The organism is Streptomyces cinnabarinus (assembly GCF_027270315.1).
In the GTDB taxonomy this organism is placed as follows: domain Bacteria; phylum Actinomycetota; class Actinomycetes; order Streptomycetales; family Streptomycetaceae; genus Streptomyces; species Streptomyces cinnabarinus.
The window spans coordinates 5,135,672-5,161,566 of sequence record NZ_CP114413.1 but is presented as its reverse complement, the minus strand read 5'-3'; the positions used below and the strand labels follow the sequence as shown (position 1 = coordinate 5,161,566).

The following is a 25,895-nucleotide window of genomic DNA, read 5'->3' as shown; positions in this document are numbered from 1 at the left end:
CGCAGGTCCACGCGCTGCCGGTGCGTCCTGCCGATGGCCCCATCGGCGGTGCCGATCAGTCCAGGTGGGCCTGTTCGACGTGGACGACCCTGAGGTGCCGCTCATGGCCGAAGGTGTCGTGGAGGACGGGCTCGGCGGTGCCGGGGTCGTCGACGCCGACGCTCACCCAGCCCCGTTCGTCCACGCCGACCTGGCGGAGCTGGAAGGTGCCGTCCCAGCGGTTCATGTCCTCGCTGATCCGGTCGGCGAGGGCGTCGAGATCCGTGCGGCTCGCGTCGGTGTCGTGGATCCGCACGGTGACCCCCTTCTCGGCGGCGTCGCAGACGGCGTCGTCGAAGGAGGCGGAGGGGATGCGGTAGAGGTCGGCGGCCTTGTGGTCCTCGTCGACGGAGAGTCCGGTGAAGGAGTGGGCGAAGCGGTTCCGGCCGAGCCGGTCGATGTCGTCGAGGAGGCGGTCGAGAGGGGTCTCGTCGGGGTTGTCGACGGCGGTCGTGGCGGCCTTGGCGCCGACGCACCGAGACGCCTTCGGCTGGGCAGCGACGGTACCGCGGTCGCCGTCGTCGTCGGCATGCCCGGTCCCCAGGGCGTTGATCCACAGCCCGGCGCCGGTCACGACACCCGCGGTGGCGACGGCGGCGGCGCCGATCCGGACGCGGTTCCTCTTCATGTCGTCACTCCTGTTCCGGGGGCAGTCGGGGGAGCTTGTCGATCTCGGGCGGCAGGTCGCCGCCCTCACGGACGGCTACGAAGATGACGTCGTCGGGGGCGTCTCCCACGGCGATGGCGATGCCGGGGTCCAGGCCCTGGACGGCGTAGGCCGTGATGCGGCGGGTGGGCTCGCCGTCGTCCCCGTCGCCCGGGGTGTCGTCGCAGGGGGGCTGGGTGGCCGTGCCGAGCTTCTCGCCCCGGCGGTAGTCGATGTTGGCCACGTCCGAGTAGCGGCGGTTGTCGTAGTCGATGACGTAGGCGCAGGAGGCCGCGGCCTCACCGGCCTCGTCGCTGGTCTCCGCGCATCCGACGGCGCCCAGCGCCAGCGCGGTGATCCCCGCCATCAGCAGTACCGGTCTCATCGGTCCCCTTCCCCGTGCTTCCCGGAACTCCGACGCGGCGGGCACCGGTTTCGTTCGGTCCGGGGCCGGTCAGGACGCGGGGACGATGTCGCCCTTCTCGTCGAGGGTGTGGGTGCGCCAGTAGACGTCCCACTTGTCGTCGACCTGCTCCGGCACCTTGCCCTCCGGGTAGCGGGCGTAGCCGTCCGCGGGCTCCTCGTCGTCCGGCGTGCACGCGGATCCGGTGCCGTTCACCTGGAGGACGGGGTACTCACCGCTGTTGCAGATGTTCTCCGTGTACTCCCAGCCGGAGCATCCGGTGAGCGCCACGGCCGCCGCCGCGGCGACGAGGGCGGCTGCGAGGGTCTGGAACCTGCGGGGCTTGGGCACGATCGACTCCTGTGAGTGCTGTGGGTGCCGTGATCCGGCTCGACCTACCTTCGCGGTGCCCGGCCGTCCGGGCCTGAGCACGCGTACTCAGACCGGGTTGCGCCTTTCACGCGTTGCCCTGGTGTCGCCGGGCCAGCAGAGTGGGCGGTATGGATCAGGCACAGGCACGGAGCCGGCTCGCGGTCGCCGTCGAGGAGGCCCGCGCGGGGCTCGCGGAGGGCGGTATTCCGATCGGGGCCGCGCTGTTCGGGGCCGACGGGGCGCTGCTCGGGCGGGGGCACAACCGGCGGGTCCAGGACGGTGATCCGTCGATGCATGCGGAGACGGCCGCGTTCCGGGCGGCGGGGCGGCAGCGGTCGTACCGGGGTACGACGATGGTGACGACCCTCTCGCCCTGCTGGTACTGCTCCGGACTGGTCCGGCAGTTCGGGATCTCGCGGGTCGTGATCGGCGAGGCGGTGACCTTCCGCGGTGGGCACGACTGGCTGGCCGAGCACGGCGTGGAGATCGTGCTGCTCGACGACCCGGAGTGCGTCGAGCTGATGCGTGACTTCATCAAGGACCGGCCCGAACTGTGGAACGAGGACATCGGTGAGTGACTCCCGCATTCCCGTCATCGACCTGGCGCCCTGGGTCGACGGCGACCCCGGCGTCCGCGCCGGGATCGCCCGTACCGTCGACGAGGCCCTCCAGACGGCCGGGTTCCTGCTGGTCACCGGGCACGGAGTGGATCCGGCGCTGCGTTCACGTGTCCGGGACGCCGCCCGGGACTTCTTCCGGCTGCCCGACCGCCTCAAGCAGCCCTACGCCGCCAGGGTCGGCGGGCGGGGGTGGCTCGGGCCCGGCGCCGAGGCCAACGGGTACGCGGAGGGGACCGAGACGCCGCCGGACCTGAAGGAGTCGCTGACCTTCGCCACCCACGAGCCCTTCGACGACCCGGTCGTCAACGCCGAGTGGTACGCGCCCAATGTGTGGCCGAGCGAGGTGCCTGAGCTGCGGACCCTGTGCGAGGAGTACCTCGCGCACATGGCCGCGCTGGAGAAGGAGCTGCTCTCCCTGCTCGGCGACGCCCTCGGGCTCGAACCCGACTTCTTCTCCCGGCACATGGACCGTCCGACGTACGGCTTCAACATCAACTGGTACCCGGGGACCGAGGTGACCGGCGAGCCGCGGCCGGGGCAGTTCCGGATCGGGCCGCACACCGACTTCGGGACGGTGACCATCCTGGACCGGCAGGCCGGGAAGGGCGGCCTTCAGGTGTACACGGACGAGGGCGGCTGGGCGGACGCGCCGTACGACCCGGACGCCTTCACCATCAACATCGGTGACCTGATGGCCCGTTGGACCGGCGACCGCTGGCGCTCCGGACGCCACCGCGTCCTCCCGCCGCCCGCGGACGCGCCCACCGAAGAGCTGATCTCCCTGGTCTACTTCGGCGAGTGCACCCCGGGGACGCGGGTGGAGTCCGTGCCCGCGCCGGTCGGGCGGGTGGCGTACGAGCCGGTCGACTCGCATGTGTACCTGCGGGCGAAGCTGGACTCGATCACCGTCGACTGACCCGGCTACTGCATCGCCTGAAGGTGCGGGTGGTCGAAGGACTCCGGGCAGAGGTGGATCTGCATCGTGTAGCCACGGCCGATGTTGACCATCGTGGGTTCGTGGGACTGCGGGTACAGCGGGCGCTCGTCCGGCGCGGGCTCCTCCTCGGGGCACCAGCTCCCGGTGCCGCCGTCCCATTCGGAGCTGTCGACGGTGAGGAAGGGGCGCATGGCGCTGCCGCACTCCTCGCAGTTCATCGGCCAGGGGTCGCAGAAGCTCCAGTTGCCGTATCCGCCGAGCTTCCAGCCGGGGGCGACGGCGAGGTCGGAGTGGTAGTCGTACGCTCCGCCCTCCTCCCAGGCAGCGACGCGCTCGGCGAGGTCGTCGTCGAGTTCGTGCGGGGCCGGGTACTCGACGACCCCCGGCTCCGGGTGGAGCAGACAGGGCTCGGGCAGGTAGCCGTTCTCGCTCACCACCGGCGGCCACGGGGTCTCCCGGGGCGAGCGCACCTCTTCGGCCGTCCGCCAGCGCAGTTGGACCCCGGGCATGCAGTCCTCGCCGTGCTCGAAGGAGCACCACAGCACCTGGAGCAGGTCGGTGCCGGGCGGGCGGGGCAGGGACGGGACGTCCCGGGCGTAGAGCTGGAGGACGGGCAGGAGGGGGACCTCGCCGTCCAGGGGCTTGCGTACGCCGGTGTAGCCGAGGCCGTTGACGAAGGCGCGCTCCTCGGGTGTGAGGAAGTCCGTCCCGGGGGTGCGGGGGCGGGCCCAGCCCTCGGTCAGGATGCGGCGCTGGGCGCGCAGGTCCTCGGGGTCGTAGCCGGTGAGCCAGGGGCCGGTGTGCTCCGGGCAGGTGGGCCAGGGCTCGTCCGCCGGCCACAGCAGCGGCCCGCCGACCGAGCTGTCCGCCGCAGTGGGCGCACCGGGACGCGGATGCAGCCGGACCGAGGTGCGGGCGAGCGGCGCCAACTCGGGGAGGACGGCCGCTATGTCGACCGGACGGGGCGGTGTCGTACGGGTCATGCGGGGAGGTTAGCGGGCTGGATTCCGCCCCGCGGCGGCCGCATAGCGACACTTTCGGAACCCAATGGACACCACGCGATCTAGTGCGAACCAACTCCCCCTCCCTACCCTGGTGTTGATAGATCTCACGCGTGTACAGCAGCGCGGACGGATCGACGTTGACCGCCTCGGGGGGAGATGCGGTGGGCAGACGGTTGCACGGGCGCGGGGCGTTGTTCGACACCGATCCGGCCGGGCTTGCGCCACGGCTCGTCGGGCTGCGCCCGCATCAGCACCGGGTGACGCCGTACGAGCATCCCCGGGAGCTGCCGTTCGTGGTGCTGTCCGGGGCACGCGGGCTCGGCAAGAGCGCGGTGCTCGGCGAGTTGCGGTCGGCCTACAAGGGGCACACCCCGGTCGGGCTGATCGACTGCGAGGACACCGAGTTCGCGGGGCCGCCTCCGGGGCGGCCCGCCGAGGCGTGGTCCCGGGTGTCGCAGGCGCTGCTGGTCCTCGCCGAGCAGCTCGCCGAGCAGGTGACCGGCGCCGGGCGGATCCAGTTCCCGCGGCTGATGACGGGGCTCGTCGCGGTCGCGGCCGGCGGCTGGGGGGACGCCGACTCGGAGCGGATCCGGCGCGAGGTGCAGCGGATCCTGCTGCTGAACGAGAGCGGGTCCTGGGTCGGCGGCTTCGCCGGGCGCTGGGCGGGCCGGGTCGCCGCGAAGGTCGTCGCGGCCGCCACCGGCACCGGGCCGCTGCTGTCGGCGGCCGTGGAGGCCACCCTGGAGTCCCTCTCCGACGGCTTCGCGGGCCGGCGCCACCAGCGGGCCTCCGCCTGGTACCGGGACTACCCCAACGCCGGGGACAACGCCCGCCGCGGACTGATCCTGCTCTCCGGGCACTTCCGGGCCGGCGGCACCTCCCGCGAGCACGCCGAACGGCACCTGGTGCGGGCGCTGCTGGCCGATCTCACCGACGCCTACACGGGCGTACTGCCCCGCATGAAGCGGCTGGGACGGCCGCTCGTGCTGCTCGACAACGCGCAGACCGCGCCTGGGCCCGGCCTCGTCGAGGCGGTGCTGCGGGACCGCTCCGAGGGCGTCACCGACCAGGTCGTCTTCTTCGCCGCCGTCCGCGGCACCGGACGCCCCGCCCTGCGCAACGCGGGACGGCGGGCGCTGCCCGAGGTGGCCCGCTCCAGCGACTGGGCCCCGGACCCGGGCTCGGCGTCCTCGCGGGCGCTGCTGGTGTCGCTGCCGCCGCTGAGCGGTGACGACACCCTGCACATCGTCGGCGCCGACCCCTCGGTCCCGCCCCGACTCCCGCAGGCCATACACCGGTTGACCGGCGGGAACCCGCTCGGCACCACCCTGCTCGCCGAGTCCGCCGAGCAGAACCTCACCGACGCCTCCTCGCTCGGCGAGCTGCTCACCGCGGACGTACGGCTGCACGCCGAGCACGACGGCAGGCCCGCCTACCTGGAGCTGCTGGACCGGCTCGTGCCCCCGGACCGGCTGGACGAACTGACCGTGCTGGCCGCCGCCCACGACCACGACTCCGCCTGTGCGCTCGCCGACGCGCTGCTCCCGGAGGACTTCGGGCCCGCTGACGTACGGGCGTTGCAGACCCGGCTGGTGTCCGAGGGGCTGCCCGCGGTGCCGGGACGGTTCGTCGGTGACGCCTTCGTGCGGACGCTGCTGCTGCTCCGGCTGCATCACCGGGACGCCGACCACGGGCAGTGGCGTACGGCGCACGAGACGCTGATCGACCACTACGCCGACCCCTCCGAGGAACGCGTCCGGTACCGGCTGCACCATGAACTCGCCCTGGGCAACACCGAGTCGGCGGTGGCGTACCTGCGGGACACCTTCGCCACGCTGCCGACCCGCGAGTGGCTGAAAGCGCTGCGGTTCATCGCCTCCGCGCCCTACTTCCACGCGCACGACGCCGACGGCCGCGACTTCACCGGGCACGACGACCGGCGGGCGGCGGTCGCGCTCGGCCGCACCGACGCCGGGCACGAGCCGCCGGAGGGCGTCGAGGCCGGCCTGCACCTGCGGGTGCGCCGACTGCTGTACGCCGTATGGCAGTTGACCGATCCGCTGACCCTGCCCGACGAGACGGTCGGACAGCGGCTGCGGTTCGAACTGGAGCAGCTCTCCAATCTGCGGCCCGCCGGGAACGCCCTGCTGTGGCGGGCCTCGCGGGACTGGCCGGACGACGCCCTCGCGGGGCGGACGCCGCACATCCCGGACGACGACGAGGGGGAGGCCTGATGGCGCGCGGAGGTCTGTGGACGTGGCTGCGCGAGGACGTCTGGGAGATCCCGTTACGCCGCTACCTGGCCCTGCTGCTCACCGCCGCGCTGGTGACCGGCGGCTGGTTCGGGGTCGGCGCGCTCGCGAAGGAGGACCGCTCCTGCGCCCGGGGGGTGGAGAAGCCGGAGGACAGCGACGAGTGCGTGGGGGTGTCGACCACGGACTACGACTTCGGCCGGCCCCGACTGCGGGACGTGATCTCGGCGATCGACCGGGAGAACCGCTCACTGAAGCCGGGCAGCTATGTCACCGTGGCGCTGCTGGAGCCGTTCACCGCGTCCGACCCGGACAACCTGGGCGACGTCCTGCATGAGGTGCAGGGCGCCTATCTCGCGCAGTACCGGGCCAACCACGAGTCCAACGGGCAGTCCCCGGCGATCCGTCTGGTGCTCGCCAACCCCGGTGCGACGGGGGCGCATTGGAAGCACACGGTCGATCAGCTGGAGCGGATGACGAAGGGCCCGGACCGGCTGCGGGCGGTGACCGGGGTGGGTCTGAGCACCGAGAACAACAAGCGGGCCGTGCGGGAACTGACCCGGCGCGGCATCCCGGTCATCGGCACCTCCATCACCGCCGACGACCTCGCCAACGGGCAGCACGGCAAGGACCCCTTCCCCGGACTCGCCCGAGTCTCCCCCACCAACACCGACGAGGCCCGCGCACTCGCCTCCTTCGCCCAGGTGACGGCGGGCAAGGCGCTGCTGGTCTACGACAAGCCGGGCGACCCGTACACGCGCACGCTCCAGGAGTCCTTCGCGAAGCTGATCGAGGGCTCGCCCTACGAGCCGCAGCCCTTCACCCCGCCCGCCGACCGCAGCCAGGAGGGCACCACCGCCAACACCTTCCGGCAGATCACCCACCTGGTGTGCGACACGGCCCCCGGCACGGACACCATCCTGTTCGCCGGACGCCACACGCAGCTGCGGCAGTTCATCAACGCGCTGGGCGGACGCGGCTGCCAGGACCGCGAGTTCACGCTGCTGACCGGCGACGAGGGCTCCTACCTCACCGGCGACAAGGACCTCGACCGCACCGCCCTCACCCGCAAGCTCTCGGTGCGCTACACCGCCCTCGCCCACCCCGACGCCTGGGGCAAGAACCCCTCGCAGACCGGCGGCTCGACGCTGGACGCGGCGGCCCTGACCGAACTGCTGTCCTTCGCCGCGCGCAAGCCGATCGGCCCCATCGGCGAGGTCTCCCTCCAGGACGGCCAGCTGATCATCGCCTACGACGCCATGCGGCTGGCCGTGCACGGCATCCGCGAGGCCACGCCCGACGGCAGGGTCCTGCCGCCGCTCGCCGATGTCGGCCTCCAGTGGCCGCAGGTCAAGGGCTCGCTGCGGGTCAACGGGGCGAGCGGCTGGATCTGCCTGGACGTGCACGGCAACCCGTACGACAAGGCTGTGCCGGTCGTGGAACTCACGGCGGAGGGGCGGGCGCGGTTCGTGGAGATCGCGTGGCCGGAGGGGAAGCCGCCGGGGAAGGAGTGCCTGCCGCCGTCCTAGACGGCCGAAAGGTATTCGATCAGCCGTTCGAAGCGAGCTCGCCAGCGCTCCTCGGTCTCCCGCTCGCCCTGAAACTCGTGGGTGAACCGCAGGACACTGCCCTCGTCGCCGTCGCGCTCCAGGTGGAACCGGATCCGGCCACCGCCCTCGACCGTGTACTCGGCGACCCGGTCCACATCCCAGGCGGTGACCTGCCCGGATCCCAGCTCACGCAGGGTGACGGCGCCGCCGAGCCGGGGTTCGAGGACATCCGCGGCCGTGAACCAGCCGGCCAGCCCCTCCGGAGTCGCGAGCGCCGGCCAGACCGACTCCATACGCCTCGGGAGCCGCACCAGGAAGTGCAGGATGTGCGTGCTCCCCTGGATCCGGCTGGCGCCCTGCTCGATGGATCCGGTCATGACACCAGCCTGACCCTCGGCGAGGGGTTCCGCACGCTGTTACGGACGCTTGCCCGCCGCGTCGACGATGCCGCGCTCCAGGACGGCGTTGTCCCACAGCACCGAGCCGGCCTTGATCATGCCCGTGCAGTCCTCGCCGAGCGCGTCCTCGGAGTCCTTGATCATCACCTCTCGGGTGCCGAGCAGCAGCCAGGTCTCGGCGTCGAAGACCAGCTCCGTCCGGCTGACTCCCCGCTCGTCGACGAACCCGACGGCGGTGCCGTGCCGCCCGACGGCGTCCTCGGAGTCCTTCACCAGCTCGACGCCGGGAATCTCGCCGACCGCCCGATAGAGCGCGGCACTGACCTTCGGGGGCAGGACGCCTTCGAAGAGGAGGCTCGTCGCGTTCTTGAAGGCGTAGTACTCGGGCCTTTCGCCCTTGCCTCCCTTGGTCTCATACAGCCAGTCGAGCATCCCCTCGGGGTCGGTGGGCAGGGCCTCCAGATCACGGTAGGTCGTGCCGGTGTCCTCGTCCGGCTCAAGGCGCAGGGGTTCGCCCCCCTCGCCGAGCGAGGGATCGCGCAGCAACCCCGGACGACTCCCGTCGACGGACTTCCAGAGCTCCCGGGTCTCCAGTGGTCCGCCGGACCGCACCGGCCTGCAGGGGGCCTCGGCGACGTGCTGCTGGGACTTGGCGTAGGTGAACCGGTCGTCGCGCACCTCCGGCACACCCTGGCCCGCGGCGGCGAGGGCCACCCGCTCCAGGACCTGGGGGGCGCTCTCGGGGGCCTGCGCGGCGGGCGCGGACGTGGGCGGGGCGGCGGCGGGGTCCCCGCCGGAACTCCCGCCGGAGGACGGCGTGAAGGTGAGCGTGACCGCGGCGACCGCCGCGGCGGCGCCCGCCACGAGTACGGGGCGCAGCCACGGCCTGCGGGCGCGGGCAGGTTCGTCGGAGTGCCGGACCTCGGTCATCAGATGCTCCTTGAGGAGTCGGTGCCGGCCCGGCGGAAGGTCTTGTTCGGGAAGCTGATTCATCGGTGTCCCTCCCTCATGGGCCCGACCGCGGTGGTGCGGTCACCTCTCATCTGTCCGCGGATTTGCGCGGGTTCCCTATCTTTCGCGAGTTTCTTCCGCGCCCGCGAGAGCCGTGATCGCACGGTCCCGACCGGCACCCCGAGCGCCTCGGCGGCGGCCGTGTAGTCGAGGCCCGACCACACGCACAGCGCCAGCACCTCCCGCTCGGCCCGCCGCAGCCGCGCCAGCGCGGTCCGTACGACGGCCAGTTGCGCCTCGTCGTCCAGTCGCCCGGCGACCTCGTCGGCGAAGTCCCGGACCGGCTCCTCCCGGGGCAGCCGGGCGACGGCGGCCGCGTGTCTTCGGGCGGCGCGGCGGGTGTTGCGCGTGACGTTGGTGGCGATGCCCAGGAGCCAGGGCCGCAGCGAGCCGCCCTCCTCGTCGAGGCGCTCGCGCAGCCGCCAGGCGTCCAGGAAGGTCAGCGAGACGACGTCCTCGGCGACCGCCCAGTCGCCGGTGAGCCGGTAGGCGTGGTTGTAGACGGAGCGCGCGCAGGCGTCGAAGAGATCACTGAAGGCGTCATGGTCCCCCGCGCGGATGCGTTTCCGCAGATTCGTATCCACGCCCCTCTACCTGTCCGCACGACAAAGGCCGGTTCCCGTGACCCAGGTCACAGGCAACCGGCCTTCACCGTACGGGACTTCAGAGCCCCATGGACTTCAGAACCCCACGGCCTGGAGGGCGCCGAGACCGACGTCGGCGTAGGAGTGCTTGCCGGAGACGAAGATGTTCACGCCGTAGTAGTTGAACAGCCAGCAGCCGAAGGCGAGCAGGGCCAGGTAGGCGGCCTTGCGGCCCTTCCAGCCGGCCGTGGCGCGGGCGTGCAGGTAGCAGGCGTAGGCGACCCAGGTGATGAAGGACCAGGTCTCCTTGGGGTCCCAGCCCCAGTAGCGGCCCCAGGCGTCGCCCGCCCAGATCGCGCCCGCGATGATCGTGAAGGTCCACAGCGGGAAGACGGCCGCGTTGACGCGGTAGGAGAACTTGTCCAGGGAGGACGCGGCGGGCAGCCGGTCCAGCACGGAGTTCGCGAAGCGGCCGGGGGTGCCGCCGCCCGCCAGCTTGTTCTCGTAGCTGTCCTTGAAGAGGTACAGCAGCGTGGAGACCGCGCCGACGTAGAAGACCGCGCCGCACAGGATCGCCGTGGAGACGTGGATGTACAGCCAGTACGAGTGCAGGGCGGGAACCAATTGGTCACTGGCGGTGTACAAGACAGTGACGGCGAGGCCGAGATCGAGGAGGACCGTGGTGGTCAGGAACAGCCCCAGCCAGCGCACGTTCTTCTTCAGCGCCAGCAGCGTGAGGTACACCCCGACGGCGACGGTGGAGAAGGTGATGTTGAACTCGTACATGTTGCCCCACGGCGCCCGCTGCACCGACAGGGCCCGGGTGAGCACACCACCGAAGGCGATGAGGAAGGCCAGCACCGTGAGGGACACGGCGATACGCCCGTAGAGGTCGCCCTGCTCGTCCCCGCCGTGCGCGCCGGGCCCGTCGGGCACGTCCCGGGTGCCGGTCGCGGCCCGGACGACGACCTTCGGCCGCTCCAGTACGGCGGTGCCGCCGGCCTTCTTCACCGTGACCGCGGGAGCGGCGGCGGCCTGCTTCGCCTTCGTCGCGGTGAGCGCGGCGGCGGTGCGGCCGACCTTGCTGCGGCTGCCGAAGAGCCATTCGGCGATGTACGCGAAGAAGGCCAGGGTGTAGACGGCCATCGCGGAGTAGATCAGCGTGTTGCTGAGGTTCGCGAGGCCTTCGTTGGTTGCGGCGGCGAGAGTCACTTCCCAGCCCCTTCGGCAGGTACCGGCGAGTCGGAGTCGGTTGCGGGTTCGGAGTCGTCGTCGGGATCGGGCGCGCCCGGCGCCTGTTCGTACAGGATTCCGGCGAGGTCGCCGAGCTCCTCGGGCACCTTGGCGGACTCGCTGCGGCCGAGCCCGGCCATCTCGACGACGGTCACCCCGTCGGCGCCCTTGACCGCCCGCACCCACACCCGTCGGCGCTGGATGAACAGGGAGGCGGCGAGACCGAAGATCGCGGCCATGGAACCGGCCAGCGCCCAGCCGCTCGCGGGCTGCTGGGTGATCTGGAAGTTCGCCCACTCCTTGGTGCCCTCGTAGGTGAGGGACCCCGCGCCGTTCGGGAGCGTCAGCGTCTCCCCGGGCCGCAGGTTCTCCCGCATCTGCTTGCCCTTGGAGTCCTTGAACCCCTTCATGTGCTTCTTGTCGAGCTGGTACACGCTCTGCGGGATGCCCGAGTTGACGCCCAGGTCACCGTGGTACGGCTCCAGGTTGAGCACCGGGTTGATCAGGGCGGGGAAGCTGGAGGAGACCTCGTTGCCGGCCGTGTAGGTGGGCAGGAAGAAGGCCTGGAAGGCGAGCTGCTCGCTGACGCCCTCGGCGTTGCGGTAGCCGTCGAGGACCTTGATCACTCCGGAGGAGGTGACATTGGAGTCGAGCGGCAGCAGCGGTACGGCGTCGCTGAAGACGACCTTGCCCTTGCCGTCCCGGACGGTGATGACGGGGGCGTAACCGTGGGCGGTGAGGTAGACCTTGGAGTCGCCGATCTTCAACGGCTCGTTGACCTTGACGACCGTGGGCCGGTCCTTGCCGTAGGCGCCCTCGGCGTAGGTGAGGGAGGTCTGGTAGGTGCGCGGGGTGCCCTTGTTGGGGCCGGACGCCTCGTAGGTGCCCTTGAAGTCCTTCATGTCGAAGGAGAAGGGGGCGAGGTCCTCGGTGTCGAAGAGGGTGCCGGACTTGAAGTCGTCGTACTGGGTGAGGGTGTTGGAGAACCCGCCGCCCTCGACGATCAGCTTGTTGCCCTCCATCTTGAACAGCTGCCCCCAGGCGAAGGCGATCAGCATCACGATCAGGGCGATGTGGAAGGCGAGGTTGCCGACCTCCCGCAGATAGCCCTTCTCGGCGGCGACCGCGTCACCGTCGAGGTGGGACCGGAAGCGGTTCTTCTTCAGCAGGGCCAGCGCGGCCTCGCGGACCTGCTCGGGCTCGGCCTCGGTGCGCCAGGTGGTGTAGGCGGGCAGCCGGGTCAGCCGCTTCGGGGCGCCCGGCGGACGGCCGCGCAGCTGGCCCACGAACTGCCAGGTGCGGGGCACGATGCAGCCGATGAGGGAGACGAACAGCAGGATGTAGATCGCGGAGAACCACACCGAGCTGTAGACGTGGAAGAGGCCGAGCTTGTCGTAGACCGGCGCGAGGATGTCGTGCTGGTCGCGGAACTCGGCGACCTTGGTCTCGTCCGATCCGGACTGCGGGATCAGCGAGCCGGGGATCGCGCCGAGCGCGAGCAGCAGAAGCAGCAGCAGCGCGACCCGCATGGAGGTCAGCTGCCGCCAGAACCAGCGGGCCCAGCCGACGAAGCCCATGGCGGGCAGGTTGGACAGCTCCTCCTTGGGGGCGGTGGAGAGCTGGGAGCCGGCGGCGCCGAGGTCCTGCTCTTCGGCGCGGTCGGTTGTCGTCTCGCTCATCGCTCAGATCCCCACAGTGAAGCCGTTGGACCAGTTCTGCATCTCCGACACCATGCTGTCCCAGGCACCGGTGAGCAGCAGCAGACCGGTCACGATCATCATCGTGCCGCCGATCCGCATCACCCAGACATAGTGGCGCTTGACCCAGCCGAAGGCACCGAGCGCCTTGCGGAAGGCGACCGCGGCGAGCACGAAGGGCAGGCCGAGCCCGAGGCAGTAGGCGACGGTCAGTATGGCGCCCCGTCCGGCGCTCGCCTCGTTGTAGGAGAGGGCGATCACGGAAGCCAGGGTCGGGCCGATGCAGGGCGTCCAGCCGATGCCGAACAGCGCGCCGAGCAAGGGGGCCCCGACCAGTCCGGTGACCGGCCGCTTGTGGAAGCGGAACTCCCGCTGGGTCATCCAGGGCATCAGGCCCATGAAGAAGACGCCCATGGCGATCATGAGCACGCCGAGCACCTTGGACAGGACCGCCTGGTGCTCCTGGAGGCTGTCCCCGAAGTAGCCGAACAGGGCCCCGCTGGAGACGAAGACGGCCGTGAAGCCGAGCACGAAGAGGGAGGCGCCGGCGACCATCCGGCCGCGGCGGGCCTCGGCGAGGTCGGTGCCGGTGACGCCGGTGACGTACGACAGATAGCCGGGGACCAGCGGCAGCACGCACGGGGAGAAGAAGGAGACCAGACCGCCGAGGACCGCGACGGGCAGGGCGAGCAGCAGGGCGCCGCTCATCACCGTCTCGTTGGTGCCGGTCGCGGCGAGGGTCGTGAGGGTGCTCACGTCACTTCTCCGCGAGGACCGGGGCGATCATCTTGCGCAGCTTCTCCTCGCTGAGCGGGGCCAGCGAGCGGGCCGCGATCTTCCCCTCCCGGTCGAGGACGAGCGTCGAGGGGATCGCCTGCGGGTTGAGTGTGCCCTTCTCGAAGCGGAGCATCAGCTTGCCGGTCGGGTCGTACAGACTCGGATAGGTGACGCCCTGCTCCTCCTCGAAGGCGAGGGCGTTCTTGGTGCTGGTGTCGCGGGTGTTGATCCCGACGAACTGCACACCCTGCGCCTTCAGGTCCTGGGAGACCTTCTCGAACCCCGGCGCCTCGGCCCGGCAGGGGGCGCACCAGGAGCCCCAGACGTTCAGCACGACGACCTTGCCGTCGTAGGCGGAGACATCGAGTTGCTTGCCGTCGACGGTGGCGCCGGACAGCTCGGGCGCGGAGTCCCGCTGCCCCGACTTGACGGTCGCGATGCCGTCCTCGCCCATGACGAAGCCGGTGTCCCCGGCACCCCCGGACTTACCGCCCGAGGTGCATGCGGACAGCAGCAGCGCGGTGACGACGGCACCGGCGAGGGTCAGGGGGGCGCGACTGGCGGCACTCATGTGAAAAGTTTCGCATGTCCGTTCCGGGGATCTTGCGCACCCCCCTTGCAGGTGAAAACCCGCATATCAGGACGGCTTTCAGAGCTTCTTCCAGCCGTTGGCGGGCGCCTGCCCCACATCGAGGGTGCGCAGCTTGTCGAGCACGTCCGGCGACTGCACGTCCAGCCAGTCCACGAACTGCCGGAAGGAGACGAGCCGTACGTCCTCGCCCTTCTCCTTCTCCCGCGCGATGTGCTGCAGAGCCTCTTCCACGGCGTCCATGTAGATCCCGCCGTTCCACTGCTCGAAGTGGTTGCCGACGAAGAAGGGTGCACGATTTGTCTCGTAAGCCCGCTTGAAGCCGGATATGTACGCCTGAGTCGACTGCTCACGCCAGCCCGGATAGTTATGGGCAGGCGCGTTGGTCGAGTTGACCGACTGGTTGGCGAGCATGTTGTAGTCCATCGAGAGCACCTCGAAGGAGCGCCCGGGGAAAGGTATCTGCTGAAGCGGCAGGTCCCATATGCCCTGCTTCTTGGTGGGCCAGACCTGACGCCCGCCGGGCGAGGAGGCGTCGTAGCGCCAGCCGAGGTCGCGGGCGGTGGGCAGCAGGTTCTCCTGGCCGAGCAGACAGGGCGTACGGCCGCCGACGAGTTCCTTGTCATAGTCGAAGGGCAGCGACGGCAGCTCGGTCCAGCCGCTGTTGGTGCGCCACTCCTTCACGAAGGACTTCGCCTGGTCGATCTCGCTGCGCCACTGCTGTGGGGTCCAGTTTCCGACCGAGCCGGAGCCCGCGCAGAAGTGGCCGTTGAAGTGGGTGCCGATCTCGTGCCCGTCGAGCCAGGCCCGGCGGACGCCCTTCAGCGTGTCCTTGATGTGCGCGTCGGTGAGATAGCCGATGTCGGAGGCGCCGCGCAGGTTGTTCGGCGGGTCGTAGAGCCGCTTCTTGCTCTCGGGCAGCAGATAGAGCCCCGAGAGGAAGAAGGTCATATGGGCGCCGAGTTCCTCGGCGAGGTCGAGGAAGCGCGGGAAGAGGCCGTTGCCGACCTCTCCGGCGCCGTCCCAGGAGAAGACGACGAACTGGGGCGGGGTCTGGCCGGGTTCCAGCGGCACGGGCTTGGCGGGCTGCTTCGGCTGCTTGCCGGTGTACGAGGTGGAACCGTCGCCGATGGGCCGGTCGGCGGGCTTGGCGGCACCGCCGTCGGCGGGCCGGGGATCCGAACCCGCGGAACCTCCGGAGGGGTTCGACCCGTCTGACGGCTTGAGGGCACCGCATCCGGCGAGTCCGGCCGCGGCGGCCCCGGCGACGCCGAGTCCGAGTGCTCCCCTTCGGGTGAGAGTGCGCATGGCATCCCCGTTCGTCACGTTCTCTGGTGGTCAACCAGTCAGAGGACGGGACGAAGGGGGAGGTTCCTGTGGATCACATGTGATTCAGAACAAATGCCATACAAACGGGCCGGGGTTGCGCTATGCCCCGAATGCCTTGTCCTTGCCCTTCACCGGCTTGGCACCCGCACGAAGATGAGCAGGTACGAGGTCGATCGCGGGCTCGCTGTAGCCGACCGACACGATCTTGTCGCCCTGATACGTGAACGACGTCAGGGACGCCAGCGTGCACTGCCGACGCCGCGGGTCATGCCAAAGCCGCCGCTTCTCGACATACGACCGCACGATCCAGATCGGCAGCTGATGGCTGACCAGCACGGCCTCATGCCCCCGCGCCCGGTCCTTCGCGGCGTCCAGCGCCCCCACCATCCGCACGACCTGCTCGAAGTACGGCTCGCCCCAGGACGGCCTGAACGGATTGACGAGGTGCTTCCAGTTGCCCGGCTTCTTCAGCGCACCGTCACCGACGCCGAAGGTCTTGCCCTGGAAGACGTTGTCCGCCTCGATGAGCCGCTCATCGGTGGCGATGTCCAGGCCGTGCGCCTTGGCGATCGGCGTGGCGGTCTCCTGCGCCCGCTCCAGCGGGGAGGACACCACGTGGGTGACGTCCCGGGAGGCGAGGTGCTCGGCGACCCGGTCGGCCATCTGACGGCCCAGCTCGGAGAGGTGGTAGCCGGGGAGACGGCCGTAGAGGACGCCGTCGGGGTTGGCGACCTCGCCGTGCCGCATGAGATGCACGACGGTGATGTCGGAGTTCAAGTGGGAGCCGTTCTCGGGGTTGGTCATGCCTGCGCCTCCGCCGCCGCGCGGGCCGCCGCCGGAAGGGCGTCGGCGATCTTCTGCACCGCTCGCTCGTCATGGGCCGTGGAGACGAACCAGGACTCGAAGGAGGACGGCGGCAGATAGACGCCGTTGGCGAGCAGCGAGTGGAAGAAGGCGGTGAAGCGGAAGGAGTCCTGCTTCTTGGCGTCCTCGTAGTCGCGCACCTCACGGTCGGTGAAGAACACCGAGAACATGTTGGAGGCGGTCTGAAGCCGGTGAGCGACGCCTTCCTTGCTGAGCGCGTCGGTGACCAGACCCTGGATCTGCCCGGACACGGCGTCGACCTTGTCGTAGGCCGCATCGTCGAGGAGCCGGAGCTGAGCGAGACCGGCGGCCGTGGCGATCGGGTTCCCGGAGAGGGTGCCGGCCTGGTAGACGGGCCCGGCGGGGGCGAGGTGCGCCATGACGTCGGCACGTCCGCCGAAGGCCGCGGCCGGGAAGCCACCGCCCATGACCTTGCCGAAGGTCATCAGGTCGGGGACGACCCCGTCGACCCCGAACCACCCGGCGCGGCTGGTCCGGAACCCGGTCATGACCTCGTCGGAGATGTAGAGGGCGCCGTTCTTGGCGCAGGCGTCCTTGAGCCCCTGGTTGAAGCCGGGCTGCGGCGGTACGACGCCCATGTTGCCCGGGGATGCCTCGGTGATGACGCAGGCGATCTCGCCGGGGTGCCGGTGGAAGGCCTCCTGCACGGCTTCGAGGTCGTTGTACGGCAGCACGATGGTGTCGCCGGCCTGGGCGCCGGTGACACCCGGGGTGTCGGGCAGCGCGAAGGTGGCGACGCCGGAGCCGGCGGCGGCGAGCAGCGAGTCGACGTGACCGTGGTAACACCCGGCGAACTTGATCACCTTGCTTCGCCGGGTGAACCCGCGAGCGAGCCGAATGGCGGACATGGTGGCTTCGGTCCCACTGGACACGAGCCGAACCTGCTCGACGGGCCCGACCCGCTGGACGATCTCCTCAGCGAGGGCGACCTCGCCCTCACCGGGCGTGCCGAAGGAGGTACCGCGGGAGACGGCCTCCCGCACGGCGGCGATGACCTCCGGGTGGGAGTGCCCGAGGATCATGGGCCCCCAGGAGCAGACGAGGTCGACGTACTCACGGCCGTCGGCGTCGGTCAGATAGGCACCCTTGCCGGACACCATGAACCGGGGCGTTCCGCCCACGGCGCGGAAGGCGCGCACCGGGGAGTTCACGCCGCCGGGTGTGACGGCCGCCGCACGGTCGAACAGAGCCTGCGACTCAGGGGCATCGTATGAATAAGGCAGTGAGCTCATGTCCTGCGACTTCTCCGACCTTCTCCGACTGCTCGGACTCCGGTTGCCAGTGACCTCCTCAGGGTAGGCCAGCGGACCCCCGCACCTGTGGGCCAGCTCTCCTCTGACCCGACATCCGACCCCCTCCCCCGCGCGATCTGCGAAACTGGGGGCTGGTACAAGATCCTGCGGACAGGTGTTTCAGCGCACGTTTCGGCGAGCGGCCGTGGGGGAGGTCACTGACACGATGATCGGGTTGCGCGGCGGGGGCCGCGCGTCCTAGAAAAGCAGTCGGGTGGAGATATGCATCGCGGTGGCGGACTGGGCGAGGGGACCGATGACGTCGGTCCGCGTCGTGCCCGTCGGGGCAGGCACCGGCGCGAGGCGGAGGACACGACAGAAGCACGTCAGGCACAGGGCGGACAGAGCGGACAGGCAGACCCCGAGCGGATCGACCGACGCGTCGACGAGCTCCGGGCGGCGAGCAGGAATGGTGGTCGGGTGGGGGTGACGTACAAGTACTTCGGCGCGCCTGACGGCGCGACCGCGGCCCGCGTCCCGATCTCGATGCGCCCCGAGGAACTCGGCGGCGACGAGCTCGGCATGAACGGCATGTTCACCAAGATCAAGCCGGAGACGATGGCCGCGATGGTGCTCACCGGCATCGAGGGCGTCCCCCTGCACAAGGTCCCACCCCTGGAACTGGTCGTCCTCCACCCCGACTACGCGGTCGTCAAGCTCCCCATGACGGTCGTGGACCCCCTGCGCGGCATCGGCGAGGAGGCCGTCGGCGCGGCAGCCTTCATCTGGTCCACGGTCCCGGACCGCGGCGGTCCGCGAGACGCGTTCAACGTGTATCAACTGCTGCACGAGTGGCAGGACTTCAGCCATCGGTTGCATGAGGCGGGGCATCAGCCTTATTGCCTGGTGTGGCCCTGAGCCGCGAAAACCTGTTGGCGAGCGTACGGCGAGCGCTGCTACGTTTTCGGAGGCCGTGCCGGAGAACAAGGAGGTGGTACCCGTGAACGCAGTATCGACGTGGGTGCTCCTCTCCGGGGTCACGGTCGGGCGGTAGGTCGTCCGGGAGTGCCGTTTCAAGCGCACTCCCGAAAGGGCACGACCATGCGATTCACTTCCGAGCAGCGCCTCGACGACAGCGTCCTCGAGCGCGAATTCACCCTCGGCGAGATCCCCGGCACCCTTTGGACGCCTGGATCCGCATCCGAGCAATCCGCACCGGTCCCGCTGATCCTCATGGCCCACAACAACGGCCTGCCCAAGCGCGATGCCCGGCTGGTGGCCCGGGCCCGGCTCACCGCGGCGTACGGCTACGCGGTGGCCACCATCGACGCCGCCGGGTGTGGTGACCGGCCCCGTTCCGCCGCCGACGAACAGGCCCGCGCCGAACTCCGCCGGGCGATGCAGGCCGGTGAGCCGGTCGACGAGATCTTCGAGTCCCTCGTCGGCCCGCTGGTGGAGAACGCGGTCCCGGAGTGGCGGACCACCCTGGACGCCCTCCTTGCCCTGCCCGGGATCGGCGGCCCGGTCGGGTACTCGGGGTGGATGGCCCTCGGCATTCGGCTGGCGGTGGTCGAGCCGCGTATCGCCGCCGCCGGATTCTTCGCCGGGGGTTACGTGCCCCGGGCCCAGCGCGAGGAGGCCCGGCAGGTCACCGTTCCGCTGCTGCTCCTGCTCCAGTGGGACGACGAGGGGAACCCCCGCCAACGGGCCCTGGACCTGTTCGACGCCTTCGGCACCAAGGAGAAGACACTGCACGCCAATACGGGCGGGCACACCGGCACTCCGTGGTTCGAGCTGGCGGACGGGAACCGTTTCTACGACCGCCACCTGAAGTGAGGCCGGGCCAGGAAGCCCGGCAGTCGCGCGTCGTGCTCGGTCATGCGTGGCGGTGATCGTACGGTTCCGATATGTCCGAGTCCGACGCCGGCCGGCCCCCGGTCACCGCCCAGGTGCTCGAAACCCTGGTCGAGCGGGTCAAGGAGCGGGTCTACGCGACGATCACCATGCTCGCCGTGCTGGTCGGGCTGGCGCAGAACACGCATACCCGGTACTCGACGGCGACGGTGTTCATCGCCTGCACGGCGCTCGGCCTGTGGCTGGCGACCCTCGTGGCCGACTTCCAGGCCCACCGCGTGGTCCACCAACGCCTGCCGGACCGGGCCGAGTTGCGGCACCTGCTCTACGTCACCAGCCCCCTGCTCAGCTCCGCCGCGGGCCCACTGGTGATGATCGTCCTCTCTGCCTTCGGTCTCTTTCACCTGTCCACCGCGCTGTGGATCGCGGTCGGCGTGGACATCGCCTCGCTGGCCGCGTGGGGCTTCGTGGGCGGGCGGCGGATGGGCAGCGGGGTCGTCCCGTCGATCGTCGCGGCGGTCGTCGACGCGGCGATCGGTCTGGGCGTGGTCATGGTGAAGGTGGTGGCCGGGCACTGAGGGCGGGCGGGACAATGCAGTCCATGGACCCCGTGCATTCCATAGACCCCGTGCATTCCATGGACACCGTGCATCCCGTGCGTGTCGCGCCTATGGCACCCGAGCACGCCGACGCGGTGCTGGCGATCTACCAGGCCGGCATCGACGAGGGCGACGCCACCTTCGAGACGGTCGCGCCCGGCTGGGAGGCGTTCGATACGGCGAAGTCGCCCGCGCATCGGTTCGTCGCCCTGGACGAGCGCGGTGCCGTGCTCGGGTGGGTCGCCGTGACTCCGGTCTCCGACCGCTGCGCCTACGCCGGTGTGGTGGAGCACTCCGTGTACGTCCATCCCGGCGCCCGGGGGCGCGGGGTGGCGTCCGCGCTGCTCAAAGCCATGATCGACAGTACTGAGGCGGCCGGTGTCTGGACCGTCCAGTCCGGGATCTTTCCGGAGAACACCGCGAGCCTCGCCCTGCACGAACGCGCCGGGTTCCGGGTCATCGGTACCCGGGAGCGCATCGGGCGCCAACACGGCCGCTGGCGAGACGTGGTCCTGCTGGAGCGCCGCAGTCCCGCCGTCGTCTGAGACGGATGACCGGGGTCAGGACAGTTTCTTCAGCATCTCCGCCGCCGCCGGGTCGGCGGAGGCCGGGTTCTGGCCCGTGACCAGGTTGCGGTCCACGACCACGTACGGGGCCCACGGCTCGCCCTCCTGGTAGTCCGCGCCGATCTCGACCAGCCGGTCCTGCAGAAGCCACCTGGCCTTGGGCGCGAAGCCCGCCTGGGTCTCCTCGGCGTTGCTGAAGCCGGTCAGGCGGTAGCCTGCGAAGGCGTTGGTGCCGTCTGCCCTGGTGGCCGCCAGCAGCGCGGCCGGGGCATGGCAGACCACCCCGAGCGGCTTGCCCGAGTCCAGCGTGTCGATCAGGAGCCTGCCGGAGGTCTCATCGACGGCCAGGTCCTCCATCGGGCCGTGGCCACCGGGGTAGTAGACGGCGGCGTAGTCGGCGAGGTCCACGTCCTCCAGCCGTACGGGCCGCTGGAGTTCGGCCATCGTACCGAGGGCGTCCGCCATCCGCCGCGCGCCCTCCTCACCGCCGTTGAACTCCGGGGCCAGACTGCCCTGGTCCAGGGGCGGTGCGACACCGCCCGGTGTCGCCACGACGATCTCGTGGCCGGCGGCCGTGAACGCCTGGTGGGGGGCGACGGCCTCCTCGGCCCAGAAGCCGGTCGGGTGCTTGCTGCCGTCCGCCAGCGTCCAGTGGTCGGAGCCGGTCAGCACAAAGAGGATCTTCGACATGGTGCGCTCTCCGAGGGTCGGGCACGAGGTCAGCTCGAACATACCGAGCGCCCGCCGTACCCGCATGTCGCCGGAGGCCGTACGGCAGGGATGTACCCCGGCACCGGTCGGCGGCTGCCGGCTCCGGTACCGGAGTCATCCGTAGTGCTCCCCGGCACCGATGATGCCGGGGCGTCCGCACTCCGCGCATTGCCGGGTTCCGGCAGTGTTCGGCGCCCTGTCGGTGCCGGGCGGGTCAACCGGTGATCTCCACCTTGCCGTTGAGCGCCGCCCCCGCGGGCTCCTCCCCGGTCACGGCACCAGCCCCCCGCGTTGCCCCCTTCAGCAGCTCCGCGAGGTCGACACCCGTCGTGGAGCCGAGGAGTTCCAGGCCCTGGGCCACGTTGTCCGCCACGGCCCGCGGAATCCGTCCCGCCCCGTCCGTCGAGATCACGGTCATCTTGTCCACGGCGCTCAGCGGCTCGGACGCCTTCGCCACGACCTGCGGGAGCACCTCGACGAGCATCTGGATGATCGCCGCGTCGCCGTACTGCCCGAACGCGTCCGCCTTCTTCCGCATCGCCTCCGCCTCGGCGGCACCCTTCGCCCCGATCGCCGCCGCCTCGGCCTCTCCCTCCAGACGTACGGCCTCGGCGATCGCCGCACGCCGGGAGCGCTCGGCCTCGCCCTGCTTCAGGCCCTCCATGGCCTCCGCCTCGGCCAGCGCGCTCCGGCGCTGCTTCTCGCCCTCACCGGTCAGCCGCGCCCGCTCGGCCTCGGCCTGCGCGTCCGCGATACCGGCCGACTTCTCCGCCTCGGCCTGCTTGACCCGGGCCACCCGGCGGGCCTCGGCCTCCTGCTCGGCGGCGTAGCGCTGGGCGTCGGCGGGCTTGCGGACCTGGGTGTCGAGCTGGCGGTCGGTCAGCGCGGCCTGCCGCTCGGCGACCTTCTCCTGCTCGGTGAGGATCTCCTGCCGCCGGGCCGCCTCGGCCAGCGGACCCGCGGCGGCGGCACGGGCCGCGGCCTCGTCGGTCTCGGCCTTGATCTCGGCCTGCTTGAGCGCGAACGTCCGCTGCGCGACCGCGATTTCCTCCTCCGCCTTCAGCCGCGCCTGCTCGGCGGCCCGCCGGGCCACGGCCTCGGCGATATCGGCCTCCTGCCTGGCTCGGGCGGCCTCCGGACGGCCCAGGTCCTCCAGGTAGGAGCCCTCGGTGGTGATGTCCTGGATCTGGAAGGCGTCCAGCACCAGCCCCTGCCCGGACAGGCTCGCCTCCGCTTCCTCCGCCACCTGCCCGGCGAACGCGGCCCGGTCACGGATGACGTCCTCCACCGACATCCGGCCCACGATGGCGCGCAGCGCGCCGGAGAGCACCTCCTGGGTGAAGCCGACGATCCCGTCCTGCTGCATCAGGAACCGCTGGGCGGCGGCCCGGATCGAGTCCTCGGTGCCGCCGACCTTGACGATCGCCACACCGTCCAGGTTGGCCTTCACGCCGCGCAGGGTGACCGCGCCGCGCACCGCCACCGGGATGTGCCGGGAGGACAGGTCGAGGGTGAACTTCTGCTGCACGAACGGCACGACGAACACTCCGCCGCCGACCACGACCTTCTGCCCGCTGTTGTCGGTGAAGACCCGTCCGGTCTCCGGATCGGTGGCCTTCTTGCCGCGCCGGCCGGTGACGATGAACGCCTCGCTCGGACCCGCCACCTTGTAGCGGGTGATCACCACCAGCGCCAGCAGCACGAGGAGTACGACGACTCCCACGACGGCGAAGACGACAGGACTCATGACACTGCCCCCGAATCACGTACGAACCAAGAGAAGAGAAAGGAAAGTTCAGCGGTCCACCGGACGCACCACGACCGACGTCGCCGACGGCACCGCCTCGACCCACACCTCGGCGCCGCGCGCCACCGGGCCTGCGCTGCGGGCCGCGAACTTCACGCGCTGCCCGGCAAGTTGGAGCAGCACTTCGCCGTACCCGTCCACCGGAATCGCGGTGACCACATTCCCGGCGACGCCCACCAGGTCGCCCCCGTTCGGGGTGCGATCGGTCTGGTCACGCATCAGGATCCGGCTGAGGCGATACGTCAGCCAGGCCGTCCCCGCTCCGCACACGGCACCCGCCGTGGTGGCGACCGCGGGGCCGACGTCAGCAACCCCGGTGACGATGGCGCCGCCGAAGCCCGTCATCGCCAGGAATCCGGCAACGACCGGCAGCGACAGCCACCCGTCCAGGACGACGTCGAGCGCGCCTTCCAGCACCCCGTCGAAGACCAGCGACAGGGCGAGCAACGCGACCCCCGCTGTGCCCAGTCCCAGAAACCAGACCATGCGCGCCGTCCCCCTCCCGCCCCGACGCCGACCTCCGACCTGCCGGAATCGTGTCAGGTGAGGGGGAACCGTTTCACTGCCGGATTCCGGCAATCTCTATGCCGTCTTGATGCCGGGTCCCCGCGCAACCGGAACCCGTGCTCGCCCCTCGCCTCACCGCTCCGGCACGTTCACCCGGATCAGCGTCTGCTGACCGTTGGCGACGAGCTTGCGGCGGTCGTCCTGGACGCCGTACACCTCAAGTTGACAGACCGTCAGGGTCCGGCCGGACTTCAACACCGTTCCGATCGCCTCCAGATGGTCGCCCAGGGCCGGGGCGAGGAGGTTGATCTTGTACTCGACGGTGAGCACGTCGGAGTCCTCGGGGAACAGCGTGTACGCGGCATAGCCACCGGCGCTGTCGGCGATGGCGCTGGTGGCTCCGGCGTGGAAGTAGCCGTGCTGCTGGGTGACTTCGGGGCGGTTCGGGAGCGTGATGTGGACCCGGCCCGGCGCGATGTGGGTGATCCGGGCGCCGAGATGGCCCATCAGGCCCTGGCGGTCGAAGCTGCCGCGGATCCGGGCCTGCGTCTCGGGGCTCGCCTGCTCCCGCGCGTCTTTCTGGTCTTCCACGTGCTCTCCTCACGGACATCACGGCACCACGACCGACGGACACCGACGGATACTGACGGACATCGACCGGCACCCACGGACACCGACGGCCCCGGCATATGACCGGCGAACGTCATCATCGCACCGAGGGGTGCCGGGCCCCTCGGACCCCGGCACCCCTCCGTACGGATCAAGCCGCCTGCAGCACCGGCGTCTCCGGCACCTTCGGCGCCTCCGGCCCGTCCAGCAGATCCAGCAGCGTCGCCCGTGCCCGCGCCACCCGCGAACGCACGGTCCCGACCGGGCAGTCGCTCACCTCGGCCGCCTCCGCGTACGGCAGTCCGAGGAGCTGGGTGAGCACGAACGCCTCGCGGCGCTCGGCGGGCAGCGAGGCCAGCAGATCGAGCAGGACGACTCCGTCGTCGAACCCGGGCAGGCCCCGCGGCTGCGCGTTCTCCACGGCCAGTTGCCAGTCCGGCAGATCGGAGAGCCGGGGCCGGGCGGCGGCGTGGCGGTAGCTGTCGATCACCGCGCGGCGGGCGATGGCCAGCAGCCAGGAACGGGCCGAGGAGCGGCCCTCGAACCGGTGCAGGCTGCCGAGCGCGCGCAGGAAGGTGTCCTGCGCCAGGTCGTCCACAGCCTGGGGATCGGCGCACAGGTGGGCGACATAGCGCAGCACGTCCCGGTGCAGGGCGCGCACGAAGTGCTCGACGGCGGCCGGATCACCGGTCCGCGCGGCGAGCGCCCACGCCGTTATCGACTCATCGGCGGCAGCGGCGGTCGTGGATCTGCGGGATGCCGTCCGCTCGGGCGGATCAGGAACGATCACCTGATGTCCTTCGGGTCGTCCGGAGCCCGGACCGCGCGCGTGCGGACACGCGAACACACGGCACAGACAGGCGCGGCGGTCCGCGACCCGGTGAGTGATGTGGGGGAAACGGCCCTACGGCCGTCGGCGCCGGCTGTCGTCAGGCGACAGCGGGCCCCACCGGCGGACCCCGGGAAGTGATCGCATGGACGAGGAAGAGGCGCGGCACCCGGTCGGCACCGCCCCGGCCGAGGCGGAGGCGCGGGCGCTCCGGCGGCGCGGGCAGGGCGAGCAGCAGGCGCAGCGGGGCGGCCAGCCGTCCGGCGGCGGCCCGCAGGATGCGGAACGCGGCCTTCTCGCCGTACGCCAGCCACAGTCCGCAGAGCAGCGCGGCGAGCAGGTGGGCGGCGAGCATGCCGAAGGAGGACGAGGAGTCGGCGGCGGCCGTCGTCGAGCCGCCATGATCCATGTGACTCATGTCCATGGCGCCCATGGTGTCCATGGAGTGCATGTGCTCGGCGCCCATGTCTTTCGCGGACGCCGACTGCACCCGCGAGAACGCCGAGTGCAGCCCCGTCTGCGCGGCCACCACGACCGTCACGATCAGCGGCAGCCCCCGCTCACGCGCCGCCAGGAACCAGCCGGCGACCGCGGTGACGGCGACTCCGGCGGCCAGCGCCCAGGCGGGCACCTGGCGGCCGGACATCAGGACGTGGCCGAGGGCGGCGAGCAGCACGCAGACGGCCGCGAACACCGCGGCCCTGATCGTGCGAGTACACCGCCCTGCTGTCATGGCGCCTCATCCTCGCATCCGGGCACGGTCCGTCGGGCAGGGGTACGGCTGCCGCCCACGGACGGTTCATCTGTTCATGTCTGTGAATAAGAATCAAGTACACAGATATTGACGCGCACACA

Annotated in this window: 28 protein-coding genes; 8 read left to right on the top strand and 20 right to left on the bottom strand. The window is 70.8% G+C overall.

Going from position 1 to position 25,895, the window contains the following annotated elements; genetic code table 11:
* Nucleotides 1-55: 55 nt before the first annotated feature.
* From STRCI_RS23375 to STRCI_RS23365, 3 genes are all read right to left on the bottom strand, one after another.
* Complete coding sequence (locus STRCI_RS23375; RefSeq protein ID WP_269660920.1) at nucleotides 56-667, bottom strand: hypothetical protein; 612 nt, start codon at nucleotides 665-667, stop codon at nucleotides 56-58.
* Between the two features lie 4 nt (nucleotides 668-671).
* The gene (locus STRCI_RS23370) at nucleotides 672-1,070 is read right to left on the bottom strand and encodes a DUF6281 family protein (RefSeq protein ID WP_269660919.1); all 399 of its coding nucleotides are present in this window, start codon (nucleotides 1,068-1,070) and stop codon (nucleotides 672-674) included.
* Nucleotides 1,071-1,139: 69 nt separating this feature from the next.
* Complete coding sequence (locus tag STRCI_RS23365) at nucleotides 1,140-1,439, bottom strand: SCO0607 family lipoprotein (protein WP_269660918.1); 300 nt, start codon at nucleotides 1,437-1,439, stop codon at nucleotides 1,140-1,142.
* Nucleotides 1,440-1,588: 149 nt separating this feature from the next.
* Here STRCI_RS23365 and STRCI_RS23360 point away from each other — a divergent pair, with 149 nt between their 5' ends.
* Complete coding sequence (locus STRCI_RS23360) at nucleotides 1,589-2,038, top strand: nucleoside deaminase (protein WP_269660917.1); 450 nt, start codon at nucleotides 1,589-1,591, stop codon at nucleotides 2,036-2,038.
* Nucleotides 2,031-2,996 (top strand): isopenicillin N synthase family dioxygenase, encoded by a 966-nt coding sequence (locus STRCI_RS23355; RefSeq protein WP_269660915.1) that lies wholly within the window; start codon nucleotides 2,031-2,033, stop codon nucleotides 2,994-2,996. The genes STRCI_RS23360 and STRCI_RS23355 overlap by 8 nt, the downstream gene beginning before the upstream one ends.
* A 5-nt stretch (nucleotides 2,997-3,001) precedes the next feature.
* Here the strand turns inward: STRCI_RS23355 and STRCI_RS23350 are convergent, their stop codons facing one another.
* Entirely contained in the window at nucleotides 3,002-4,000 is a 999-nt protein-coding gene (locus tag STRCI_RS23350; protein ID WP_269660914.1) for a hypothetical protein, read from the bottom strand.
* Between the two features lie 182 nt (nucleotides 4,001-4,182).
* Here STRCI_RS23350 and STRCI_RS23345 point away from each other — a divergent pair, with 182 nt between their 5' ends.
* Together STRCI_RS23345 and STRCI_RS23340 are read left to right on the top strand one after the other, a co-directional pair.
* Complete coding sequence (locus tag STRCI_RS23345) at nucleotides 4,183-6,255, top strand: hypothetical protein (RefSeq protein ID WP_269660913.1); 2,073 nt, start codon at nucleotides 4,183-4,185, stop codon at nucleotides 6,253-6,255.
* On the top strand, nucleotides 6,255-7,802 hold the full coding sequence (locus tag STRCI_RS23340; RefSeq protein WP_269660912.1) for a type 1 periplasmic-binding domain-containing protein: 1,548 nt from the start codon (nucleotides 6,255-6,257) through the stop codon (nucleotides 7,800-7,802). The genes STRCI_RS23345 and STRCI_RS23340 overlap by 1 nt, the downstream gene beginning before the upstream one ends.
* On the opposite strand, the gene STRCI_RS23335 is transcribed toward STRCI_RS23340, so the two are convergent.
* From STRCI_RS23335 to hemL, 10 genes are all read right to left on the bottom strand, one after another.
* Nucleotides 7,799-8,200: an SRPBCC domain-containing protein gene (locus STRCI_RS23335; RefSeq protein ID WP_269660911.1), complete on the bottom strand. Its 402-nt coding sequence runs from the start codon at nucleotides 8,198-8,200 to the stop codon at nucleotides 7,799-7,801. The genes STRCI_RS23340 and STRCI_RS23335 overlap by 4 nt on opposite strands.
* Nucleotides 8,201-8,239: 39 nt before the next feature.
* Nucleotides 8,240-9,214, bottom strand: coding sequence for a CU044_5270 family protein (locus STRCI_RS23330; RefSeq protein ID WP_269660910.1), 975 nt, complete (start codon nucleotides 9,212-9,214; stop codon nucleotides 8,240-8,242).
* Nucleotides 9,211-9,816, bottom strand: coding sequence for an RNA polymerase sigma factor (locus STRCI_RS23325; RefSeq protein WP_269660909.1), 606 nt, complete (start codon nucleotides 9,814-9,816; stop codon nucleotides 9,211-9,213). Before STRCI_RS23325 ends, STRCI_RS23330 begins: the two co-directional genes overlap by 4 nt.
* Nucleotides 9,817-9,912: 96 nt before the next feature.
* Nucleotides 9,913-11,028, bottom strand: coding sequence for a c-type cytochrome biogenesis protein CcsB (ccsB, locus tag STRCI_RS23320; protein ID WP_269660908.1), 1,116 nt, complete (start codon nucleotides 11,026-11,028; stop codon nucleotides 9,913-9,915).
* Entirely contained in the window at nucleotides 11,025-12,728 is a 1,704-nt protein-coding gene (gene resB, locus STRCI_RS23315) for a cytochrome c biogenesis protein ResB (protein ID WP_269660907.1), read from the bottom strand. Before resB ends, ccsB begins: the two co-directional genes overlap by 4 nt.
* Before the next feature lie 3 nt (nucleotides 12,729-12,731).
* A complete protein-coding gene (locus STRCI_RS23310) occupies nucleotides 12,732-13,502 on the bottom strand; it encodes a cytochrome c biogenesis CcdA family protein (protein ID WP_269660906.1) in 771 nt (256 codons plus the stop codon).
* A 1-nt stretch (nucleotide 13,503) separates the two neighbouring features.
* Complete coding sequence (locus tag STRCI_RS23305) at nucleotides 13,504-14,094, bottom strand: TlpA family protein disulfide reductase (RefSeq protein ID WP_269660905.1); 591 nt, start codon at nucleotides 14,092-14,094, stop codon at nucleotides 13,504-13,506.
* A 78-nt stretch (nucleotides 14,095-14,172) separates the two neighbouring features.
* Nucleotides 14,173-15,420 carry a polysaccharide deacetylase family protein gene (locus STRCI_RS23300; protein ID WP_269660904.1) on the bottom strand — a complete coding sequence of 416 codons (1,248 nt, stop codon included), beginning with the start codon at nucleotides 15,418-15,420 and terminating at the stop codon, nucleotides 14,173-14,175.
* Nucleotides 15,421-15,540: 120 nt separating this feature from the next.
* Nucleotides 15,541-16,245: a histidine phosphatase family protein gene (locus STRCI_RS23295; RefSeq protein ID WP_269660903.1), complete on the bottom strand. Its 705-nt coding sequence runs from the start codon at nucleotides 16,243-16,245 to the stop codon at nucleotides 15,541-15,543.
* The gene (gene hemL / locus STRCI_RS23290; RefSeq protein ID WP_269660902.1) at nucleotides 16,242-17,558 is read right to left on the bottom strand and encodes a glutamate-1-semialdehyde 2,1-aminomutase; all 1,317 of its coding nucleotides are present in this window, start codon (nucleotides 17,556-17,558) and stop codon (nucleotides 16,242-16,244) included. Before hemL ends, STRCI_RS23295 begins: the two co-directional genes overlap by 4 nt.
* A 282-nt stretch (nucleotides 17,559-17,840) precedes the next feature.
* On the opposite strand from hemL, the gene STRCI_RS23285 reads away from it, so the two are divergent.
* The 4 genes from STRCI_RS23285 to STRCI_RS23270 all read left to right on the top strand — a co-directional run bounded on the left by STRCI_RS23285 (nucleotide 17,841) and on the right by STRCI_RS23270 (nucleotide 20,556).
* Complete coding sequence (locus tag STRCI_RS23285; RefSeq protein WP_269660901.1) at nucleotides 17,841-18,476, top strand: hypothetical protein; 636 nt, start codon at nucleotides 17,841-17,843, stop codon at nucleotides 18,474-18,476.
* Nucleotides 18,477-18,659: 183 nt separating this feature from the next.
* Nucleotides 18,660-19,394 (top strand): dienelactone hydrolase family protein, encoded by a 735-nt coding sequence (locus STRCI_RS23280; RefSeq protein WP_269660900.1) that lies wholly within the window; start codon nucleotides 18,660-18,662, stop codon nucleotides 19,392-19,394.
* Nucleotides 19,395-19,465: 71 nt separating this feature from the next.
* Nucleotides 19,466-19,990: a hypothetical protein gene (locus tag STRCI_RS23275; protein ID WP_269660899.1), complete on the top strand. Its 525-nt coding sequence runs from the start codon at nucleotides 19,466-19,468 to the stop codon at nucleotides 19,988-19,990.
* Nucleotides 19,991-20,049: 59 nt separating this feature from the next.
* Nucleotides 20,050-20,556: a GNAT family N-acetyltransferase gene (locus STRCI_RS23270; protein WP_269664623.1), complete on the top strand. Its 507-nt coding sequence runs from the start codon at nucleotides 20,050-20,052 to the stop codon at nucleotides 20,554-20,556.
* A 15-nt stretch (nucleotides 20,557-20,571) separates the two neighbouring features.
* Here STRCI_RS23270 and STRCI_RS23265 read toward each other — a convergent pair whose 3' ends face one another.
* From STRCI_RS23265 to STRCI_RS23240, 6 genes are all read right to left on the bottom strand, one after another.
* Entirely contained in the window at nucleotides 20,572-21,267 is a 696-nt protein-coding gene (locus STRCI_RS23265; protein ID WP_269660898.1) for a type 1 glutamine amidotransferase domain-containing protein, read from the bottom strand.
* A gap of 235 nt (nucleotides 21,268-21,502) precedes the next feature.
* A complete protein-coding gene (locus STRCI_RS23260) occupies nucleotides 21,503-23,035 on the bottom strand; it encodes a flotillin family protein (protein WP_269660897.1) in 1,533 nt (510 codons plus the stop codon).
* A 48-nt stretch (nucleotides 23,036-23,083) separates the two neighbouring features.
* Nucleotides 23,084-23,581: an NfeD family protein gene (locus STRCI_RS23255; RefSeq protein WP_269660896.1), complete on the bottom strand. Its 498-nt coding sequence runs from the start codon at nucleotides 23,579-23,581 to the stop codon at nucleotides 23,084-23,086.
* A gap of 153 nt (nucleotides 23,582-23,734) precedes the next feature.
* Nucleotides 23,735-24,193: a PaaI family thioesterase gene (locus STRCI_RS23250; RefSeq protein WP_269660895.1), complete on the bottom strand. Its 459-nt coding sequence runs from the start codon at nucleotides 24,191-24,193 to the stop codon at nucleotides 23,735-23,737.
* Nucleotides 24,194-24,362: 169 nt separating this feature from the next.
* Entirely contained in the window at nucleotides 24,363-25,001 is a 639-nt protein-coding gene (locus STRCI_RS23245; RefSeq protein WP_269660894.1) for a sigma-70 family RNA polymerase sigma factor, read from the bottom strand.
* Nucleotides 25,002-25,140: 139 nt separating this feature from the next.
* On the bottom strand, nucleotides 25,141-25,773 hold the full coding sequence (locus STRCI_RS23240) for a hypothetical protein (protein ID WP_269660893.1): 633 nt from the start codon (nucleotides 25,771-25,773) through the stop codon (nucleotides 25,141-25,143).
* Nucleotides 25,774-25,895: the final 122 nt, after the last annotated feature.

Bases quoted from the DNA above. Each gene is read 5' to 3' on its own strand.
- STRCI_RS23375 (WP_269660920.1), bottom strand. From the start codon at position 667: ATGAAGAGGAACCGCGTCCGGATCGGCGCCGCCGCCGTCGCCACCGCG.
- STRCI_RS23370 (WP_269660919.1), bottom strand. From the start codon at position 1,070: ATGAGACCGGTACTGCTGATGGCGGGGATCACCGCGCTGGCGCTGGGC.
- STRCI_RS23360 (WP_269660917.1), top strand. From the start codon at position 1,589: ATGGATCAGGCACAGGCACGGAGCCGGCTCGCGGTCGCCGTCGAGGAG.
- STRCI_RS23350 (WP_269660914.1), bottom strand. From the start codon at position 4,000: ATGACCCGTACGACACCGCCCCGTCCGGTCGACATAGCGGCCGTCCTC.
- STRCI_RS23340 (WP_269660912.1), top strand. From the start codon at position 6,255: ATGGCGCGCGGAGGTCTGTGGACGTGGCTGCGCGAGGACGTCTGGGAG.
- STRCI_RS23335 (WP_269660911.1), bottom strand. From the start codon at position 8,200: ATGACCGGATCCATCGAGCAGGGCGCCAGCCGGATCCAGGGGAGCACG.
- STRCI_RS23330 (WP_269660910.1), bottom strand. From the start codon at position 9,214: ATGAATCAGCTTCCCGAACAAGACCTTCCGCCGGGCCGGCACCGACTC.
- resB (WP_269660907.1), bottom strand. From the start codon at position 12,728: ATGAGCGAGACGACAACCGACCGCGCCGAAGAGCAGGACCTCGGCGCC.
- STRCI_RS23305 (WP_269660905.1), bottom strand. From the start codon at position 14,094: ATGAGTGCCGCCAGTCGCGCCCCCCTGACCCTCGCCGGTGCCGTCGTC.
- STRCI_RS23300 (WP_269660904.1), bottom strand. From the start codon at position 15,420: ATGCGCACTCTCACCCGAAGGGGAGCACTCGGACTCGGCGTCGCCGGG.
- STRCI_RS23295 (WP_269660903.1), bottom strand. From the start codon at position 16,245: ATGACCAACCCCGAGAACGGCTCCCACTTGAACTCCGACATCACCGTC.
- hemL (WP_269660902.1), bottom strand. From the start codon at position 17,558: ATGAGCTCACTGCCTTATTCATACGATGCCCCTGAGTCGCAGGCTCTG.
- STRCI_RS23285 (WP_269660901.1), top strand. From the start codon at position 17,841: ATGCATCGCGGTGGCGGACTGGGCGAGGGGACCGATGACGTCGGTCCG.
- STRCI_RS23280 (WP_269660900.1), top strand. From the start codon at position 18,660: ATGCGATTCACTTCCGAGCAGCGCCTCGACGACAGCGTCCTCGAGCGC.
- STRCI_RS23275 (WP_269660899.1), top strand. From the start codon at position 19,466: ATGTCCGAGTCCGACGCCGGCCGGCCCCCGGTCACCGCCCAGGTGCTC.
- STRCI_RS23270 (WP_269664623.1), top strand. From the start codon at position 20,050: ATGGACACCGTGCATCCCGTGCGTGTCGCGCCTATGGCACCCGAGCAC.
- STRCI_RS23265 (WP_269660898.1), bottom strand. From the start codon at position 21,267: ATGTCGAAGATCCTCTTTGTGCTGACCGGCTCCGACCACTGGACGCTG.
- STRCI_RS23260 (WP_269660897.1), bottom strand. From the start codon at position 23,035: ATGAGTCCTGTCGTCTTCGCCGTCGTGGGAGTCGTCGTACTCCTCGTG.
- STRCI_RS23255 (WP_269660896.1), bottom strand. From the start codon at position 23,581: ATGGTCTGGTTTCTGGGACTGGGCACAGCGGGGGTCGCGTTGCTCGCC.
- STRCI_RS23240 (WP_269660893.1), bottom strand. From the start codon at position 25,773: ATGACAGCAGGGCGGTGTACTCGCACGATCAGGGCCGCGGTGTTCGCG.